This is a genomic window from Croceibacterium ferulae (assembly GCF_003660445.1).
GTDB classification, from domain to species: Bacteria; Pseudomonadota; Alphaproteobacteria; order Sphingomonadales; family Sphingomonadaceae; genus Croceibacterium; species Croceibacterium ferulae.
Map to the genome: position 1 here is coordinate 226138 of NZ_QZVQ01000006.1, position 15610 is coordinate 241747.

A 15610-nucleotide genomic window follows, 5' to 3' on the forward strand; every position below is an offset into this window, starting at 1 on the left:
GTCCGGTCTTACCGTCTGGCCGCCAGCGCCTCGGCCGGATTGTCGGTGAACACCGCATCCACGCCGGCGGCCGCCAGCATCGCCCACAATGCCGCCAGATTGCCCGCCGCCGCCGGATCGTCGCCCCGGCGCAACGCCGTTGGCAGGAACTGGTTCTCCCGCCGCAGGGTCCAGCCATGCACCGCCAGCCCCGCCTCGTGCGCCGCGGCCACCAGCGGGGCCGGGGTGCCATCCGGCTGCAGCAGCAGCGACAGCTCCGCCCCCAGCACATCGGCATGGCGGGCCACCTCGGCCAGGCCCTCCGGCGTCAGCATGGCGGCATAGGGCCGGTCGGGCCGATCCGCCGGCGCGCCGCTCGCGCTCACCAGCTGCACCAGCCTCAGCCCGGTCAGCCCGTCCAGCCGCGCGATCGGGCCGACCTCGAAGCACTGGATCAGCGCCGCATCATCGGCGTCGCTATATCCTGCGCCGGCCAGCTCCGCCGCCGCCAGCGCGGCGATGTCGTGGCCCTGCGTCAGCAGGAAGCCGGGATGCTTGATCTCCGGTACCAGCCCGATCGTGCGCCCGGTCTCCGCCTCCCGCGCGCGAACCAGCGCGATGATCTCGGCCAGGGTGGGTATCTGGTACAAGCCGTCGAAGCGCGCATTGGCGGGGCGCAGCTGCGGGATCCGTTCGCGGGCGCGCAGGGTGCGCAGCTCCGCCAGGGTGAAATCCTCGGCGAACCAGCCGGTCAGCTCCACCCCGTCGATGACCTTGGTGGTGCGCCGCGCGACAAATTCGGGGTGGTCGGCCACGTCGGTCGTGCTGCCGATCTCGTTCTCGTGCCGGGCGACCAGCACGCCATCGGCCGTCACCACCAGGTCGGGCTCGACGAAATCGGCGCCGGCATCGATCGCCCGGTCATAGGCGGCCAGCGTGTGTTCCGGCCGTTCCCCGCTGGCGCCGCGATGGGCGATGATCAGCGGTGCTGCCGTTCCTTGCGCCTGTGCGGCACCGGGCAGCATGGCGCTGGCAGCCAGGATCATCGCCGCTATCCTCAAGTGTCACCGGTGTCAGGAAAGGCCCGTTCCCATTCGACCGGATCGAAGCCGACCAGCACCTTGCCGCCATGCACCGCCACCGGCCGGCGGATCAGCGAAGGTTGCGCGGTCATCAGGCCCAGCACCTTGCCATCGTCCAGATCGGCACGCGCCGCCTCGTCCAGCTTGCGGAAGGTGGTGCCGCGGCGGTTCAGCAGCGCATCCCAGCCGACCTTCGCCGCCAGTTCGGTCAGCAGCGCCGGGGGCGCCCCTTCGCGCTTGTAGTCATGAAAGGTGTAGCCGATCCCACGCGCGTCCAGCCAGGCGCGCGCCTGCTTGACCGTATCGCAATTCGGAATTCCGTAGACAATCATCGTGCGCCCTCCTGCCCGGCCACTATGGCCTCTGCGTGACACCGGCAATCCGGGAAGATTGCGGATGCGCGGAACTTCCGATCCATTTTCCTACAACCCCCCGGTTGGCCTATCACCGGCCCATGCCCGGATGCCACGCCCTGTTTGCCGCCACACGCAGGCGGCCCGCCATGACACGCCTGTCCGCCAGGCTGACGGATCGGGCGTTCAAGGTGACAGCTTGCGCGGCCACGATGACGCATCGCCGCGCGATAACGACACTGGCGTTCCGCAAAGATGACAGCGCCTGTCCGCTAGGCGTCAGTATCATGCGGCAAGTTCACGCGCCCCGCCGCCAAGGGAACGCCGGAGCCGGCCAAGATGGCGGCGTACGGCGTCACCCCTGTAACCCCCGGCCGTCCGGGCCAGGGGTTGGCGATGATTCAGGCTTCCGTCTTCACCCGGTTGGCGAAGCTCTTGCGCAGCTTGGCCAGCTTGGGCGGGATCACCGCCTGGCAGTATGGATTGCGCTGGCCTTCGCCGTCCCAATATTCCTGGTGGTAATCCTCCGCCGGGTACCATTCCGCCGGGCCTTCCAATGTGGTCACCGCCATGGTGCCGTGGCCGGCATTCCAGCGGCCGATCGCGGCCTCCGCATCGGCGCGCTGGGCATCGTCCAGCGGGAAGATCGCGCTGCGATACTGGGTGCCGACATCGCCGCCCTGCCGGTTCAGCTGGCTGGGATCATGCGTTTCCATGAACATGTCCAGCAGCTGGGCATAGGACAGCACGGCGGGATCGTAGGTCACGCGGATCGCTTCCGCATGCCCGGTCGTGCCGCTGCACACCGCCTTGTAGGTGGGATCGGCCACCGTGCCGCCGATATAGCCGCTTTCCACTTCGCTGACCCCGATCACGTCGCGGAACACCGCCTCCGTGCACCAGAAGCAGCCGCCTGCCACGATCGCCGTCTCGCTCATAACCTTGTCTCCTTGCATTCCTCCCGCAGATGGGGGGCGCCAAGCCGCTTGTCATCTGTCCGGCGGCGGGTAGTTTCGCGCCACGCCTTTGGGGAGCTGCCTGATGAAGAACCTGATGCTTGCCGCACTTGCCGGCCTGATGCTGCCTTCGCTGCCAGTCATGGCGCAGGGCACCCCGGCCATGGAACAGGTGCTGGCCGATGCCCGCCGGGCAGAGGACACGGCACGCGACCGCTATCGCCATCCGGCCGAGACGCTGGCGTTCTTCCAGGTGCAGCCGGGCATGAGCGTGATGGACTTCATGCCGTCCAGCGGCTGGTACTCGCGCGTGCTGATCCCCTTTCTGGGGCCGCAGGGCACCTATATCGGGCTCGATCCGCGGATTGCGCCCGATGCCACCGGCTACATGGCGACGATGCGCGACACCGCCACGCGGCTGCCGCGACAGGCGGCGGAATGGACGGGCGAGGGCGGCGCCCGCGTGGTCGGCGCCAATCTGGACACCGTCCCGGCCGAACTGGACGGCACGGTGGACCGCGTGCTGGTCTTCCGCGAACTGCACAATATCCGCCGCAACGACTGGACGCACCAGCTGCTGAGCACCGCACGCCGGCTGCTGAAGGATGACGGCATGGTCGGCATCGTGCAGCACCGGGCAAAGGCGGACGCGCCGGCCGAATATACGCAGGGCGCAAACGGCTATCTGCGCGAAAAGGACGTGATCGCGCTGATGGATTCCTACGGCTTCGACCTGGTCGCGCAGAGCGAGGTCAACGCCAATCCCAAGGACAGTGCCGACTGGGAAGGCGGCGTGTGGACGCTGCCTCCCTCCTATCGCGGTGCGGGCGAGGATGCGGCGCGGCGGGCCGAGCTGGATGCGATCGGCGAAAGCGACCGCATGACCCTGCTGTTCCGCAAGCGGGCCTGACGGCGATGCGCGCACTCCTGCCCCTCGTTGCCGCCCTGCTGCTGCCCGGCTGCGTGATCGCCAGCGAAACGGTCAACGCCCCCGCGCACCTGTCCGACGCCACGGTGCTGGATGCGATCGAGGCGGAGATGGAGCGCACCGCGGCGGGCTGGAACAGTGGCGACATGGACCTGTTCCTGTCCGTCTATTCCCCGTCGCGGCAGACCAGCTTCGTCACCGACAAGGGCCTGCTGCGCGGCGTGCCGGCGATGCAGGCCATGTATGAACAAGCCTACGATTTCAGCGACGTGGCGAAGCGCGGCACGCTGTCCTTCGAACGGCTCGACTTCCGCCCGCTCGGCCCGTCGCATGCGCTGTATGTCGCCCGCTACACGCTGACGAAGCCCGGTGCGGCGCCGGCCAGCGGCGTGACGAGCCTGGTGTGGGAACGCTATGCCGAAGGGTGGCGGATCATCGCCGACCACAGCGGCTGACTTGCCTGGAACGGATGCTCCACCTACCTGCGCGCCCATGACCAGCATCACCGTCGCCGCCCTGCAATTGCAGCTCGATCTCGAGGCCGAGCAGGACAACATCGCCGCCGTCTCCGCCCTGGTGGAACAGGCGGCCGGTGAAGGCGCGCAGGTGATCCTGCCGCCCGAACTGTTCGCCGGCGGCTATTTCTGCCGGGAGGAGGACGAACGCTTCTTCGCCCTGGCGCGCCCCACGGCGGAGCATCCCAGCGTGAAGGCCATGCAGCAGCTGGCCGCGAAGCTGAAGGTGGCGATCCCGACCAGCTTCTTCGAGCGGGACGGGCACCACCATTACAACACGATGGCCATGATCGATGCGGAGGGGCAGATCATGGGCACCTACCGCAAGAGCCACATTCCCGACGGGCCGGGATATGAGGAGAAGTACTATTTCCGCCCCGGCAACACCGGCTTCAAGGTGTGGGACGTGTTCGGGACACGCATCGGCGTGGGCATCTGCTGGGACCAATGGTACCCGGAAACCGCGCGCTGCATGGCGCTGATGGGGGCAGAGCTGCTGTTCTACCCCACGGCGATCGGCAGCGAGCCCTATGATGCCAGCTTCGACACCAGCCGCATGTGGCGCCGGGCGATGGTCGGCCATGCGGTCAGCAACTGCATGCCGGTGATCGCCGCCAACCGGATCGGCTGCGAGGCGGGGCAGACCTTCTACGGCCATTCCTTCATCACCGACGAATGGGGCGATCTGGTCGCATCCTACGAACGGGAGGAGACCGGCGTGCTGGTGGCGGAGCTGGACCTGGCGCGCGCGGCGAAGCACCGGGCGGGCATGGGCTTCTTCCGCGACCGGCGACCGCAGCTGTACGGCCGGATCGCGGAGGACGTCTGAACCACACCTACCTTCTCGCGCTCGGTTCCAACCAGCGCCATGCGCAGATGGGGACCCCGCGCGCCGTGCTGGCTGCGGCGATGGAGGAACTGGCCGCGCTGGGCACCGTCACCGCGCGCTCGGCCGTGATCGACAGCGCGCCGGTCGGCCCGTCGCAGCGGCAATATGCCAATGCGGCGCTGGTGCTGGAGACGGAGCGGCTTCCGCCGGCGCTGCTGATGGTGTTGCAGGCGATGGAGCAGGATTTCGGCCGGGTGCGCCGGGGCCAGCGCTGGCGTGCCCGCGTGCTGGACCTGGACATCGTGCTGTGGAGCGGCGGAGCCTGGAACGCTCCCGGCCTCACGGTCCCGCACCCGCTGTTTCGGACCCGGCCGTTCGTGCTGGCTCCGGCGTTGGCGATCGCCGCCAGCTGGCGCGATCCGGCGAGCGGCCTGACCTTGCGCCAGCTGCACGCCCGCTTGACCCGCCCCCGCCCCCTGCCTAGGTGACGCAGCCGCCCAAGCGGAGCGGGCCCTTAGCTCAGTCGGTAGAGCAACTGACTTTTAATCAGTAGGTCGCTGGTTCGAACCCAGCAGGGCTCACCATCCGTTGTTTTTCAACAACTTAGGCGACAAGCGCAACCCATTGTCACGCACCTTTGTCTCGCACTGCTATGGCGACTGCACCTAATCGAAAAACCAGCCCCCGTCGGCGAGTCACACGCGAGAACAAGCGACTAAGCCGCGACCGCAAAATCTTCGGAATTCTGCGACGTTCGGTAGCGATCGCCGAGCACAAACACGCGGTCGTGAACGAGCCTGTCGAGCCCCTATCAGTATTCTATGGGAAGCAAGAGCTGCCATGGGACCTGACGCCATTCCCCATAGGGATACAGGAGAACGGCAAACCTATGCCTCAATGGGAAGACCTGTCCCAGTGGATGAAGGTAATGGTAGCCACCATGCTTGGTCACCAATGGGACCTGCTCACTTTCAACATCCACCTGCACCCTGAACTTGAAGCAAAGCTCGTTGCCTCCGGTCGGCTGCGTGAGAAACTGGCGGAGCGGGTAAGAAAGCAGCTCACCAGGGCGGTGGGCAAGCGTGAGTTCTTCTTCGTCATCGAAGGAGCAAGGAAAGGGACAGGGCAGCCGGTCATTCTGCACATGCATGGCGCGGTGTGCGCATACAGCCCCAGAGAACAGCAAGTGCTTGAGGAAGCGCTCGCCCGTGCGGCTGGTCACAACATCGCTGGCCGTGCACAGACGTTCAGGGCAGTAAACACCAAGTGGTTCGAAGTGATCAGGGTCGCATATGTTGATTACCTGTTTAAGTTCGGAAACAAGTTTGACTCGCGGCTTGATGAGCGCCGACTGGTCATGTCGCAGCCTATGACCGCTGCGGCGCGCGGACTATGGGTCGACATAACCCGACCCGAGCTCCGCTGCGGCACAGCGGCAATGCCGTAACGTTCACAGCCCGAGATCTTCCACCGCGATCCAAAGTTCCCCATGACGAACCCACCCGCGCTCAGCGCAGCGCTCAGTTACACCTTGTGTATCAGCAAGCAGCACAGGGAGCGCATGATCTTGGAAATGAACCTCTACGAAGCAGAGATGGTGACCGAGAACGGCAGCGAGCAAATCAACGTCGTTGCTCCGTCGCACGAAAGATCGATCGACTTCATCAGGGAATACTATAGACAGACCGGCGTGCGAGTGACCAAGATTGTCACGCGGCGTATCGACACCGAGCTGAAGGGGCGTGATCGACTGCGCCTCGACGACCTGCTTCACACGGCTCCAATTTGTTTCGCCGCCTACTGTCCGCCCATCGGCTGGTTGGCTGACCAGACGGCCACGTTACCGCTCCGCCTCTTCAAGATTGAGGTCTCCGGTAAGCTCGCCGATTTCGTGGTCGCGCCCAACACGGACGTCGCGTCGGCTGTATGGGCAGCATCGCTTATGCCCTTCGAAGGTGAAGTCCGCCAGTTTAACATCCTCGACGGTGCCCTCGGGCTGACGGAGCACCAGCGGAAGTGCCTCAGTTCGGTGCTGGGGTTCGGCCCCGCTGGCATCGCGACTTGGGACGGAGAGGAAGGCTGGACGGTCAGGTCACCAGGTTGATCGGTCGACCGTGCCGTAAATTCAAAGACCACTTCACGACGAGGCGGTCAGTCGCGCTTGGCACCGTCTCCTGGTGGGGGGGCAGCGCCGGCATCTTGGCAGCTATGAGCGCACGGCTGCCTGGTGTGCTCTCGAACTGGCGCAGCAGCTTATTCTTGCTATCCTACTCTATCGCGTAAGGAGTTTGACCTAGGCGGGGCTGCGCTACGATGGAACATTGGCTCTTGGCAGCCGTGCTACTAAGGACCAGCTTGGGTCAGCAGATCCCCGGGGGAATAACCGTTGATAAAGTTGCAGGCAGACAGCGTTCAGGCAGTTGCGTTCCTCCAGCCAAACGCACCACAGGATGACGCGCTTCGGCTCTGGGAGAGGGTATTTCCAGGCGACAGCCCAGATGGTTTTCAGCGGGCAGCAAGCTCTCCAAGCTTGGAGACCAATGCTTCGGGTCAACGAGATAACCATTCGGTCATGGTGAAGTCGCAAGTTGGTCGAATCGACTGCGTCCTTACCGCGACGGGTGAACATGCGAATGTCCCTTCCGGCGGGCCGCCTCGAATCAATGATGTAGAAGCCGCCACCGCATTAGCATCGAGCTATCTCTACAAATTAACTGGACACTTGAAGGTGATCCGGGTTGCGCTGGTGCTCGATCTGGCCACCACTGTGCAGCGTGGCTCTGAAATCGCTGCTATGAAGGACTTGGTTCACCCGCTTCATCTGCCAGACCAGTCGATCGATGTTGTCCTGCAATTCAATGTTCGTAGGCCGTTCGAACTAGCACCGGGTCTTATGAACCGGCTGGTCACCTGGACGTCTGGTCAAGTTGGATACGTGCAAGTGACGCCAGGTGTTATGATGGGCACACCCATGGTCATGACACCTTACGTCGGACTAAAAATCGATGCAAACTCGGCTCCTGAAACTCCTTTCGACCAGTCGCACTTAGAAAAGGTCATTGAGGAGCTGCAAAGCGAGTGCCTAGCTATTTATGTCGAAGGTGCGTCGAGGTTTCTGACATGACACAGGAAGCTATCAGCTCAAGCATGAGTGCCTTCATTCACTCGGTAAGCGCCTCCCAGAAAACTACGGGGTCGGCTCGCCCGTTCATTCGGTCTGCGCGAGAAGTCTTGTCCAAGGACATAGAGATCCTCTCCGGCACTTACCGCGTGCATAAAAGAATGCTCGATGCGACGTCGAACTCTTCAGAGAGTGCGCGTCCGGTGTGCTTCATCGTTATGCACGAGTCTCCCCTCGTCAAGAATTTTAGCAGCTCATCCAGCAACATGTCTCTGATTGCGGCTCGATACTATAACCATTTAGAAGGCCAGCTTCAGCAACTTTCTACAAATGCTGATCCAGATGCGGCAATCGATAGGGGTGCTGTCTCTTCGGCTATCGAGGTTTTGGCCGAGCTGAAAAATCGCGATTTGGCGCCACCTGCACTTTCCTGGCACGGCGGTGACGCGGTTGTCATGCTATGGGCCTTAGGAGATACTACTTACGCTATTACTGTAACCGATGACGAAGTAGGTTACACAGTTCGACGAAATAGAAAAACTTTGAAATTGGCTGACTCGATATCTTTGGCGCAGTTTAAGCTCGAAGACCTGCGATAAGAATGACTGTTGAGATAAATGACGGCGATGAGCTCGCGCGCTGTATTATATTTGATCGAGCATTCGAAAACGACATCCATGTCGACGAACTCCTCTGGCAGTTTGGCGCAACAAAGGCTGATGGTGCCTCTCACGAGTCAGCCGTTCTGCGGAGACTGGCCCCTTATCCTGAGGATGTTCATCGAATAGGGTGCCGAATTGCCGCCTTCCAGAACGAACGAAAAGGCAACCCTCCGCCGGGCCCTGGGCGGCGCTACTACTGCGGGTTCCGTGAGGCATCCTTCGCCTCCTTGCCGAAGGGCGGAGATGGCTACCGCATCGAATACTTGAACGTGCCTGAGAACGGTGAGAAGGCGCACGTGGACGTCGCCCTTTACATCTTAGTCGAGGGAAGGAGCGCGAAAGCGGTGCGACGGACTGAAGCTGGGCTCGCGATTGCCGAGCACTTTGGTCCGCCAGCCCCGCACCAGTGCGAAGTTGACTATGAGGATGCGCAACACCCGTTCGCCTTATATGGCCGCGACTGCCTTGTCTCTGGCCTGAGAGACAGATGGCCGTCGCTGTCACTCCAGGAGAATTCCTCCGTGAGTTCTTCTGACGCAGGAGGCTCTGTCCCAATTTTCGGCGAGCTTGGCTTCGGTGACGGCGAAGCCTCCCCTTTGTAAGCGCCTCGGAGATATGCTCGTCAAGCGCCGATCAGCATTGCCCGCGAGACCGCCGGCATCAGCGCCTCCATCGGCGACGGCACGCTGGTGCTGGCATAACCAGAGTTCAGTGCGCGCCCCTGTTCATGGTCACCCACCATTGCACAAACAAATAAGTTCGTCTGAGTCTCAGCCGAGTATACTCCACTGAGATGATGTCGTGAGACACGGATTGTGTCTCAATAGGGTTGCTTTGATAAACCGGGACAGCTAGAAGCAAAACCTCTAGAACCTACTGAGACACAGGCTTCATGACGACCATCATAGGATACGCTCGCGTCAGCAGCGACGACCAAGATTGCACTATCCAGGAAGAAGCTCTTCGTGCGGCCGGTTGCACTACCGTCCGTAGCGAGAAGCACACCGGAACGACCACAGCTGGCCGTGACGAGCTTGAAACCGTTCTGTCTTTCATGCGGAGTGGTGACACTTTGATGGTCACGAGGATAGATCGGCTCGCCCGGTCAGTCGCTGACCTGGAGCGCATCGTTGCCCAGCTCCGCGAAAAGGGAGCGCATTTGCGTGCCACCGAGCAGCCGATAGATACGTCCACGCCGGCTGGTGTTGCGTTTCTACAAATGCTTGGTGTGTTCGCTCAGTTCGAAACTGCAATCCGGCGTGAGCGACAGATGGAAGGCATCGCTAAGGCGAAGGCCGCTGGCGTCTACAAGGGCCGTAAGTCTTCAGTCGACCCGGTCGCCGTGCGTGCGCTCCATGGTGAAGGTATGGGTGCGACCGAGATTGCCAATCGGTTGGGGATAGGTCGGGCAAGCGTATATCGAGCATTGAATGGTTGACTAGCACCCTGGAGACATTCCCAGCCGGTCCACCTTGGAGGTCCTAGGAGTTGCCGAACACTCCCACCCGGATGGAGCCGAACTGCCGGGGGCGGCGCCTCGATGCCATCCACCGGCGTCAAAGGGCCTAACTTGAACAAACTCTCGTCACCGGTAAGCGTCCGGCCTGACGCGTGTTGCTGACGTTGCATTGAGCGCTGGCCCGATGTCCGCTTTCCGCTCCAACGATCTGTAACCTGCCTTTGCTTCCGTCCCATTGCCACCCATCATGCTTCATTGTCGACTTCCCGTAAGCTGCCAATCGCTCATGTCGCCAGCGCCGCCGGTCGAAGCGTAATGATTGGCTGGGATGGGGCCACCCTGCCGGCCTTGGCCGCTCGCTACACTTCTGCTTCCAACTCCCGTAAGCTTCGACCGCGTGTCTCACGCCCGGCATAGCCGACTAGCCCTGCCGATGCGGCCATGGGCACCAGCAAAGCGAGAGCGGCCCCACCGAGCGTCGGGATAAGGCCGATGAGGGCGAAGCCCTGCACCGCAACGCCACCAAATTTGCTACTGGCCGCGATCAACCCAGTCGCACGGCCACGCACGCCAAGGGGGTAGTTCTCCGCCGCATACGGTAGCAGCACCGCAATCATGCCGTTGCTGCCGACGACCAGCATCGCGATGACCGCGATCAGAAGCGGTGGTGACGAGAGTGTGGTGGCGGGAAGCAGCGCTCCGCCAAGCCCCACCAGCGTGAGCACGATTGTTCCGACCAGCGTCCATTTGCTGCTCCATCGGCTGTAGAGCAGCGCTGCAACCATGATCGTTGGTAGCGCTACGAGTGCAGAACTGGCGATAATCCCGCTGGCGAGCTCCGCGGTAAAGCCGCGATCCTGGAGATCGGACGGGAGCCAAAGCAGCAGTCCGAAAGTCACAAAGCTCCACGAGAGCGCGGAGATCACCAGCGCTGCCGTCAGTTGTCCGTGATGCTGAGCTGCGGAAGCGGCGTCCTGCGGCACCGGGGCCGCCGGACGCCGCACAATGCCGAACCGGTGCGCCATCTGCGCCAGCTCCGCCTCGCGCCCTTGCTCCAGCAGAAAACGTGGGGACTCTGGGATCCACCTTGCCAGCGCTAGGAGCAGCAGCCCGGTCGGAAATCCCTGCAGCCACAGGCTTCGCCAGCCAAACGCCGGCTCAAACAGGTGAGCTGCTCCGCTGGCGGCAAGGTAGCCGCCGACCAGTCCGGTGCCGCCCACCAGCACAAGCACCCAGCTGCGATGTCGCGGTGGCATCACTTCGGCCAGCAGGGTGTAGACAACCGGCAGCATGCCCCCGGCAGAACAGCCCATCAGGAAGCACATCAGCAAGTTCCACTCGAACGAGGGCATCGCCCCGCAGATGGAGGTGGAGACAAACAGGATCGTGGACAGCAGAATGGATACGCGCCGGCCATAGATGTCCGCCAGCCAACCCCATACAAACGAACCAATGGTGGTGCCGAGCAGGGCGACGAATGGCAGCATGGCCGCGGACGCCGGAGGGATACCGTATTCGTTGCGCATGCCAGGGAGCACGAAACCGAGCGTCGCAGGCTTCATCGTGTCGATGACAAGGCCCAGCGTCAGGACCAGGAGCACCGTGCCATGCCAGCGGCCAAACGGTGTCTCGTCCGGGGCTTCAAACATTGTTCCGGCATGTGCATCATGCCGGACCCGGTGCTTTGGAAGCGCACCGAAGATCGCTGCAGGCACGCCTAAAAGGATCAGGGCCATGCCAGCATACATCCAACCGTCCATCGGCATGCCGGCTAGGTGATTGCCCATCTGGTGCGCCATAGCGAGCATCGGCAGGTGCAGCGCCACACCGATGCTGATCGCCGCGCAGCCCGCCCAGAATATCGGCCATCGTTCGCCGATTACCGATGCGCGACGCACCGCGTGATTAGATTTCGTCATCATGCTCCCCCCAAGGCGCACTCCTAGCTTGCGAATATCAGCGCGCAAACTGCTCATCGGTTTTACAACAGAACCATGGGCAGCTGGCTGAACGAAGACCAGATCTTACGACTATAAGCAGGAACTGCCTTGGGAGGTTTGGGAGGCAAGGGCCAGGATCGAACGACCTACGCTAGGTCTCGCAAGGCAGCTATGACGTTCAAAGCGCTCAACACCGGACTGTCGGCTAACCAACCAAACATCGCTGTGAAGCTGGCGCTTCGGGTGACCAGGAAGCGGATATACGATTGGGGTGCCTGCCGCAGGACGGTCGTGGGCGGACGCTTACCGTGACCGCGCCTGATGTTCTTTAGCTCCAAGCGGCTGGTTGAAAAATGTTGTGCTGTTGTTGACGAAATCCGCCGGATATTTTCTGCCCATCACTAAGAGCTCGCGAACTCCGCAGAAAACGGCCACTTATGGCTTGCCGCGGAGAATGGCTGCGGTTGAAAACAACAATTTTTAACTTGGCGCTGGTGGTAGCTGCAGTCCATTATAGCGGCATCCGTGCATAGCTGGGTAAGTGTCCGCGATCGGGATCTCGCCGATGTAACGCTGGTCGAGCCCGAGCTTCGCATGGCCAACCACCTCGTGGATGTAGTTCGGGTTTAAGCCATACTCAATCCGCGTCAGGAGCGTCTTGAACGCACCTCTGAACCCGTGGAAGGTGACCTCTTGACGGGCACCAGAGACTAGAATTGCCCCTAGCTGCTGACGCACGACAGTGCGATTGAACGACCGGATGATCCGTCCGTTTGACCAAGCCGTCGCGTTTGCATCCACCTTACCGGCCGGAGGCTCCCAGTCCGCGAAGAGTCGATCGTGACCGGCGGTTGCCTGTCGCTCGACAAAGTCACCAAACCCATGTTCGAGTAGCACATCGAGGATTGGCACGCGGCGCGTGTAGGAGCCCTTCGTCGTCCGGTAGACGTTATCCCGGATCACGATATGAGGATGCTGGTGATCGAGCCGGATCTCAGCGATGCGAAGGCCGCCAAGCTCTCCCGCCCGACATCCGGTGTGCATTGCTAGAACGGGTGCCCAATAGTGCGCTCCCGATAAGCGGTGACTCCCAGCTTCATGTATTTTGGACTGGCTCTCGCATCCGGTGAACCAAGGATGCTGGAGAATCAGCGTCAGCTCGTGAACGTCGAAGCCCCGCTTCGCTGGCATCACAGCTGCCGAGACCGGCTTTGTGAATTTGGTCGCGTCTATGTTGGCCGCGGGATTGGGGCCTGGAACCCTATCGGTCTGGATCGCTAGGTTGATTGCAGCACGCAGGAGACCGATCTTCTTCTTCAGCGTTTCTGGCGAGATCGGACGAGCTACACTGTCGCTGGCCTTGCCGCCCACGGTTCGAGCGCCTTCCGCTCGGCAGAACGCGATAAAATCCTGCCGTGTGAGCTCGTCGAGCGGCATGTCACCGATGATGGCGACGAAGGACGCAAGGGCGCCGTTTGCTTCTCTTATGGTGCGCTCCGCCCGCAGTTGGCCGGTGTAGTCTGCCACTACGTCAGACAAACGCGGTGCAGTCGAGGTCCTGATGCGCGGCCTGTTTGGCAGGGCGCGTCGCTTCCCAGACAGGATGTCGTCGACGTCGTTGTGGCCCGCCAGCAGCCCGTCCCGGACCGCTCTTACAACGAATGCGCGCACTGGTGACCCAGGTGGCGCATCCAGTCTCTCTTGTCGGATCAAAGCCGCTGCACTGTGTTCGACATCCGGCAGGCGTGGGTCGTCAGAGGCTTTTCGGTCGCGCAGAATGGCGCCCATCTCTTGAGCGTCGAAGTCTCGACGTTGCAAAGCGTCCTCAAGCTCCTCGGCGTGGACGCCTCCGAGCTCCGCCAGAGTCATCCTCTGTTCCCAAGGCCGGACGATCGTGTCGCGCATGAAAGCGGTTATTTTAGTGAGCACGGCGGGCGTAACGGGGCGCGTCGCATCGTCCTGCTCTTGGGTGATGAGCGGTGCCACCCCAAGGGCGCTCGCAACCAGCAGCTCGAATCGATTGTGCGCTTCCTCGCTCGACCTCATGGCGACTGCCTGGCTCCTGGTGTCGAGCGATGTTCTGAACAACCTCCGACCGCCAAACTGTCGTTGCCACTCATCCGGCCTATCGATGACCGCCTGCGGCACGCGACGCTCGTAATAGTAGACGCCATTGTCTCTACGCCGGATATAGCGCACGTGATTCGCCAACAGTCCCCTCCTTGTCTCACAGCAATGTCTCGCACTGCGAGACAGAAAGCAGCCACATCTCGGTAGCTTACCGTATTTTTCCCGTCAAATGACGGCGGTGACGAACCCAGCAGGGCTCACCATTCCGGATATGGAGGGCGCGTGGCAGCCATGACGCCCACCGACGAACAGCAAGCCATTCTGGACCGGGCGCCCACCGGCACGATCAAGGTGCTGGCCGGCGCCGGCTGCGGCAAGACATCGACTCTGGTGCGCTATGCGGAGCGATGGCCGGGCAAGGGGCTGTATCTCGCCTTCAACAGCGCCATTGCGCGCGAAGCCGGGGCGAAGTTCCCCCGCAACATCGAGGCACGCACCGCCCATTCCTTCGCCTTTCGCCAATTGGGTCTGGGCGGGCGCAGGCCGGAGCTGGCGAACCGATACCTGGACAAGCACCTGGACGCGTTCGACCCGCTGATCCGCGCCGTGCCGGGCGTGCCGCCGGCCAAGCTGCGCGGCCTGATCCTGGGCACCATCGAGCGGTTCCTGATCGACGAGGGCACCCGGATCAAACACCGGCATTGCGAACTGACGGACAAGGCGCAGAACCGCGCCGTGCGCGAGATTGCGGGGGCGATCGCGCTGAAATTGCTGAATTTTGCCAGGCACGACCTGCCGATCACCCACGACACCTATCTGAAACGGTTCGAGATGAAGCACCGGATCGAAGGCTTCGACTACCTGCTGCTGGACGAAGCGCAGGACCTGAACCCGGTGCTGATCTCCATCGCCCGCAAGGCCGGCATCCCGACGATCGTGGTCGGCGATCCGTACCAGTCGATCTACCGCTTCCGCGGCGCGGTGGATGCGATGAATGCCTTCGAGGCGGACGAGCTGACACTGACGCAGAGTTGGCGCTTCGGGCAGGAGATCGCGCAGGTCGCCAACCGCATCCTGCGGCACAGTTCCAGGCCGCCGCGCCACCGGCTGACGGGCAATCCGGCGATCACGAGCACCATCACGCGCTATGGCGGCCGGGTGGCGATGCAGCCGGGCACCGCGATCCTGGCGCGCACCAATGCGCGCCTGTTCCAGAGCCTCGCCTCCATCGACCGGCCGTTCCATCTGGTGGGCGGCATTCGTGACCTGCACCGGCAGCTGACATCGGCGCATGCGCTGTCGCAAGGGCAGCGCTTCAAGGTCACGGACGAGTCGATCGGCCGGTTCGGCAGCTGGCGGAACCTGGAATATGCCGCCGACCACGGCGATGGGGAAATGCGCCGGGTGCGCGACATCGTCGACCAGCATGGCCACCGATTGCCCGGCCTGCTCGACCGACTGGACGGGCTGCATCGCGATGCCGAGAGCGACGCCCAGATCGTCGTCTCCACCGCGCACAAGGCCAAGGGCCGCGAATGGGACAATGTGATCGTGCTGGACGATTTCGACCCGCCGGCGGATCTTGCGGCCCGGCGGCGGGGCGATGCGAAGAAGACGGTCGATACCGACCAGCAGATCAACCTGCTCTATGTCGCCTGTACCCGTGCGCGGCGGCGCCTGTACCTGGCGCCACCGCTGCATGATGCGCTGGCCTGA

Annotated in this window: 16 protein-coding genes and 1 tRNA gene; 12 read left to right on the forward strand and 5 right to left on the reverse strand. The window is 62.7% G+C overall.

The genetic code is table 11. The features are described from left to right. Nucleotides 1–8: 8 nt before the first annotated feature. The 3 genes from D5S08_RS08565 to msrA all read right to left on the reverse strand — a co-directional run bounded on the left by D5S08_RS08565 (nucleotide 9) and on the right by msrA (nucleotide 2352). Nucleotides 9–1025 carry a glycerophosphodiester phosphodiesterase family protein gene (locus D5S08_RS08565; protein ID WP_121117507.1) on the reverse strand — a complete coding sequence of 339 codons (1017 nt, stop codon included), beginning with the start codon at nucleotides 1023–1025 and terminating at the stop codon, nucleotides 9–11. 11 nt (nucleotides 1026–1036) lie between these two features. Next, nucleotides 1037–1393 (reverse strand): arsenate reductase, encoded by a 357-nt coding sequence (locus tag D5S08_RS08570; RefSeq protein WP_121117509.1) that lies wholly within the window; start codon nucleotides 1391–1393, stop codon nucleotides 1037–1039. Between the two features lie 422 nt (nucleotides 1394–1815). Further along, entirely contained in the window at nucleotides 1816–2352 is a 537-nt protein-coding gene (msrA, locus tag D5S08_RS08575) for a peptide-methionine (S)-S-oxide reductase MsrA (protein ID WP_121117679.1), read from the reverse strand. Between the two features lie 103 nt (nucleotides 2353–2455). Here msrA and D5S08_RS08580 point away from each other — a divergent pair, with 103 nt between their 5' ends. The 11 genes from D5S08_RS08580 to D5S08_RS08620 all read left to right on the forward strand — a co-directional run bounded on the left by D5S08_RS08580 (nucleotide 2456) and on the right by D5S08_RS08620 (nucleotide 9863). Continuing rightward, nucleotides 2456–3280, forward strand: coding sequence for a class I SAM-dependent methyltransferase (locus tag D5S08_RS08580; RefSeq protein WP_241557311.1), 825 nt, complete (start codon nucleotides 2456–2458; stop codon nucleotides 3278–3280). Nucleotides 3281–3285: 5 nt separating this feature from the next. Next, nucleotides 3286–3753, forward strand: a complete 468-nt coding sequence (locus tag D5S08_RS08585; RefSeq protein WP_121117511.1) for a DUF4440 domain-containing protein — start codon at nucleotides 3286–3288, stop codon at nucleotides 3751–3753. A 37-nt stretch (nucleotides 3754–3790) separates the two neighbouring features. Then, nucleotides 3791–4642, forward strand: a complete 852-nt coding sequence (gene aguB, locus D5S08_RS08590; RefSeq protein WP_121117513.1) for an N-carbamoylputrescine amidase — start codon at nucleotides 3791–3793, stop codon at nucleotides 4640–4642. Further along, nucleotides 4639–5130: a 2-amino-4-hydroxy-6-hydroxymethyldihydropteridine diphosphokinase gene (gene folK / locus D5S08_RS08595; protein ID WP_121117683.1), complete on the forward strand. Its 492-nt coding sequence runs from the start codon at nucleotides 4639–4641 to the stop codon at nucleotides 5128–5130. The genes aguB and folK overlap by 4 nt, the downstream gene beginning before the upstream one ends. 20 nt (nucleotides 5131–5150) lie before the next feature. Then, nucleotides 5151–5226 (forward strand) — tRNA-Lys (locus tag D5S08_RS08600). Between the two features lie 203 nt (nucleotides 5227–5429). Beyond that, complete coding sequence (locus tag D5S08_RS08605) at nucleotides 5430–6089, forward strand: hypothetical protein (RefSeq protein ID WP_126665519.1); 660 nt, start codon at nucleotides 5430–5432, stop codon at nucleotides 6087–6089. Between the two features lie 42 nt (nucleotides 6090–6131). After that, complete coding sequence (locus D5S08_RS08610; RefSeq protein WP_121117517.1) at nucleotides 6132–6746, forward strand: hypothetical protein; 615 nt, start codon at nucleotides 6132–6134, stop codon at nucleotides 6744–6746. A 426-nt stretch (nucleotides 6747–7172) separates the two neighbouring features. Continuing rightward, complete coding sequence (locus D5S08_RS08615; RefSeq protein WP_126665520.1) at nucleotides 7173–7766, forward strand: hypothetical protein; 594 nt, start codon at nucleotides 7173–7175, stop codon at nucleotides 7764–7766. 23 nt (nucleotides 7767–7789) lie between these two features. Beyond that, on the forward strand, nucleotides 7790–8362 hold the full coding sequence (locus D5S08_RS16415; RefSeq protein ID WP_126665521.1) for a hypothetical protein: 573 nt from the start codon (nucleotides 7790–7792) through the stop codon (nucleotides 8360–8362). Between the two features lie 2 nt (nucleotides 8363–8364). Next, nucleotides 8365–9027, forward strand: coding sequence for a hypothetical protein (locus D5S08_RS16420; protein WP_126665522.1), 663 nt, complete (start codon nucleotides 8365–8367; stop codon nucleotides 9025–9027). A 290-nt stretch (nucleotides 9028–9317) separates the two neighbouring features. Then, a complete protein-coding gene (locus tag D5S08_RS08620) occupies nucleotides 9318–9863 on the forward strand; it encodes a recombinase family protein (RefSeq protein WP_121117521.1) in 546 nt (181 codons plus the stop codon). A 380-nt stretch (nucleotides 9864–10243) separates the two neighbouring features. On the opposite strand, the gene D5S08_RS08625 is transcribed toward D5S08_RS08620, so the two are convergent. Continuing rightward, on the reverse strand, nucleotides 10244–11860 hold the full coding sequence (locus D5S08_RS08625) for an MFS transporter (protein WP_241557313.1): 1617 nt from the start codon (nucleotides 11858–11860) through the stop codon (nucleotides 10244–10246). A gap of 444 nt (nucleotides 11861–12304) precedes the next feature. Continuing rightward, nucleotides 12305–14035, reverse strand: a complete 1731-nt coding sequence (locus D5S08_RS08630; protein ID WP_126665523.1) for a tyrosine-type recombinase/integrase — start codon at nucleotides 14033–14035, stop codon at nucleotides 12305–12307. A 150-nt stretch (nucleotides 14036–14185) separates the two neighbouring features. Here D5S08_RS08630 and D5S08_RS08635 point away from each other — a divergent pair, with 150 nt between their 5' ends. Continuing rightward, a complete protein-coding gene (locus tag D5S08_RS08635; protein WP_121117525.1) occupies nucleotides 14186–15610 on the forward strand; it encodes a UvrD-helicase domain-containing protein in 1425 nt (474 codons plus the stop codon).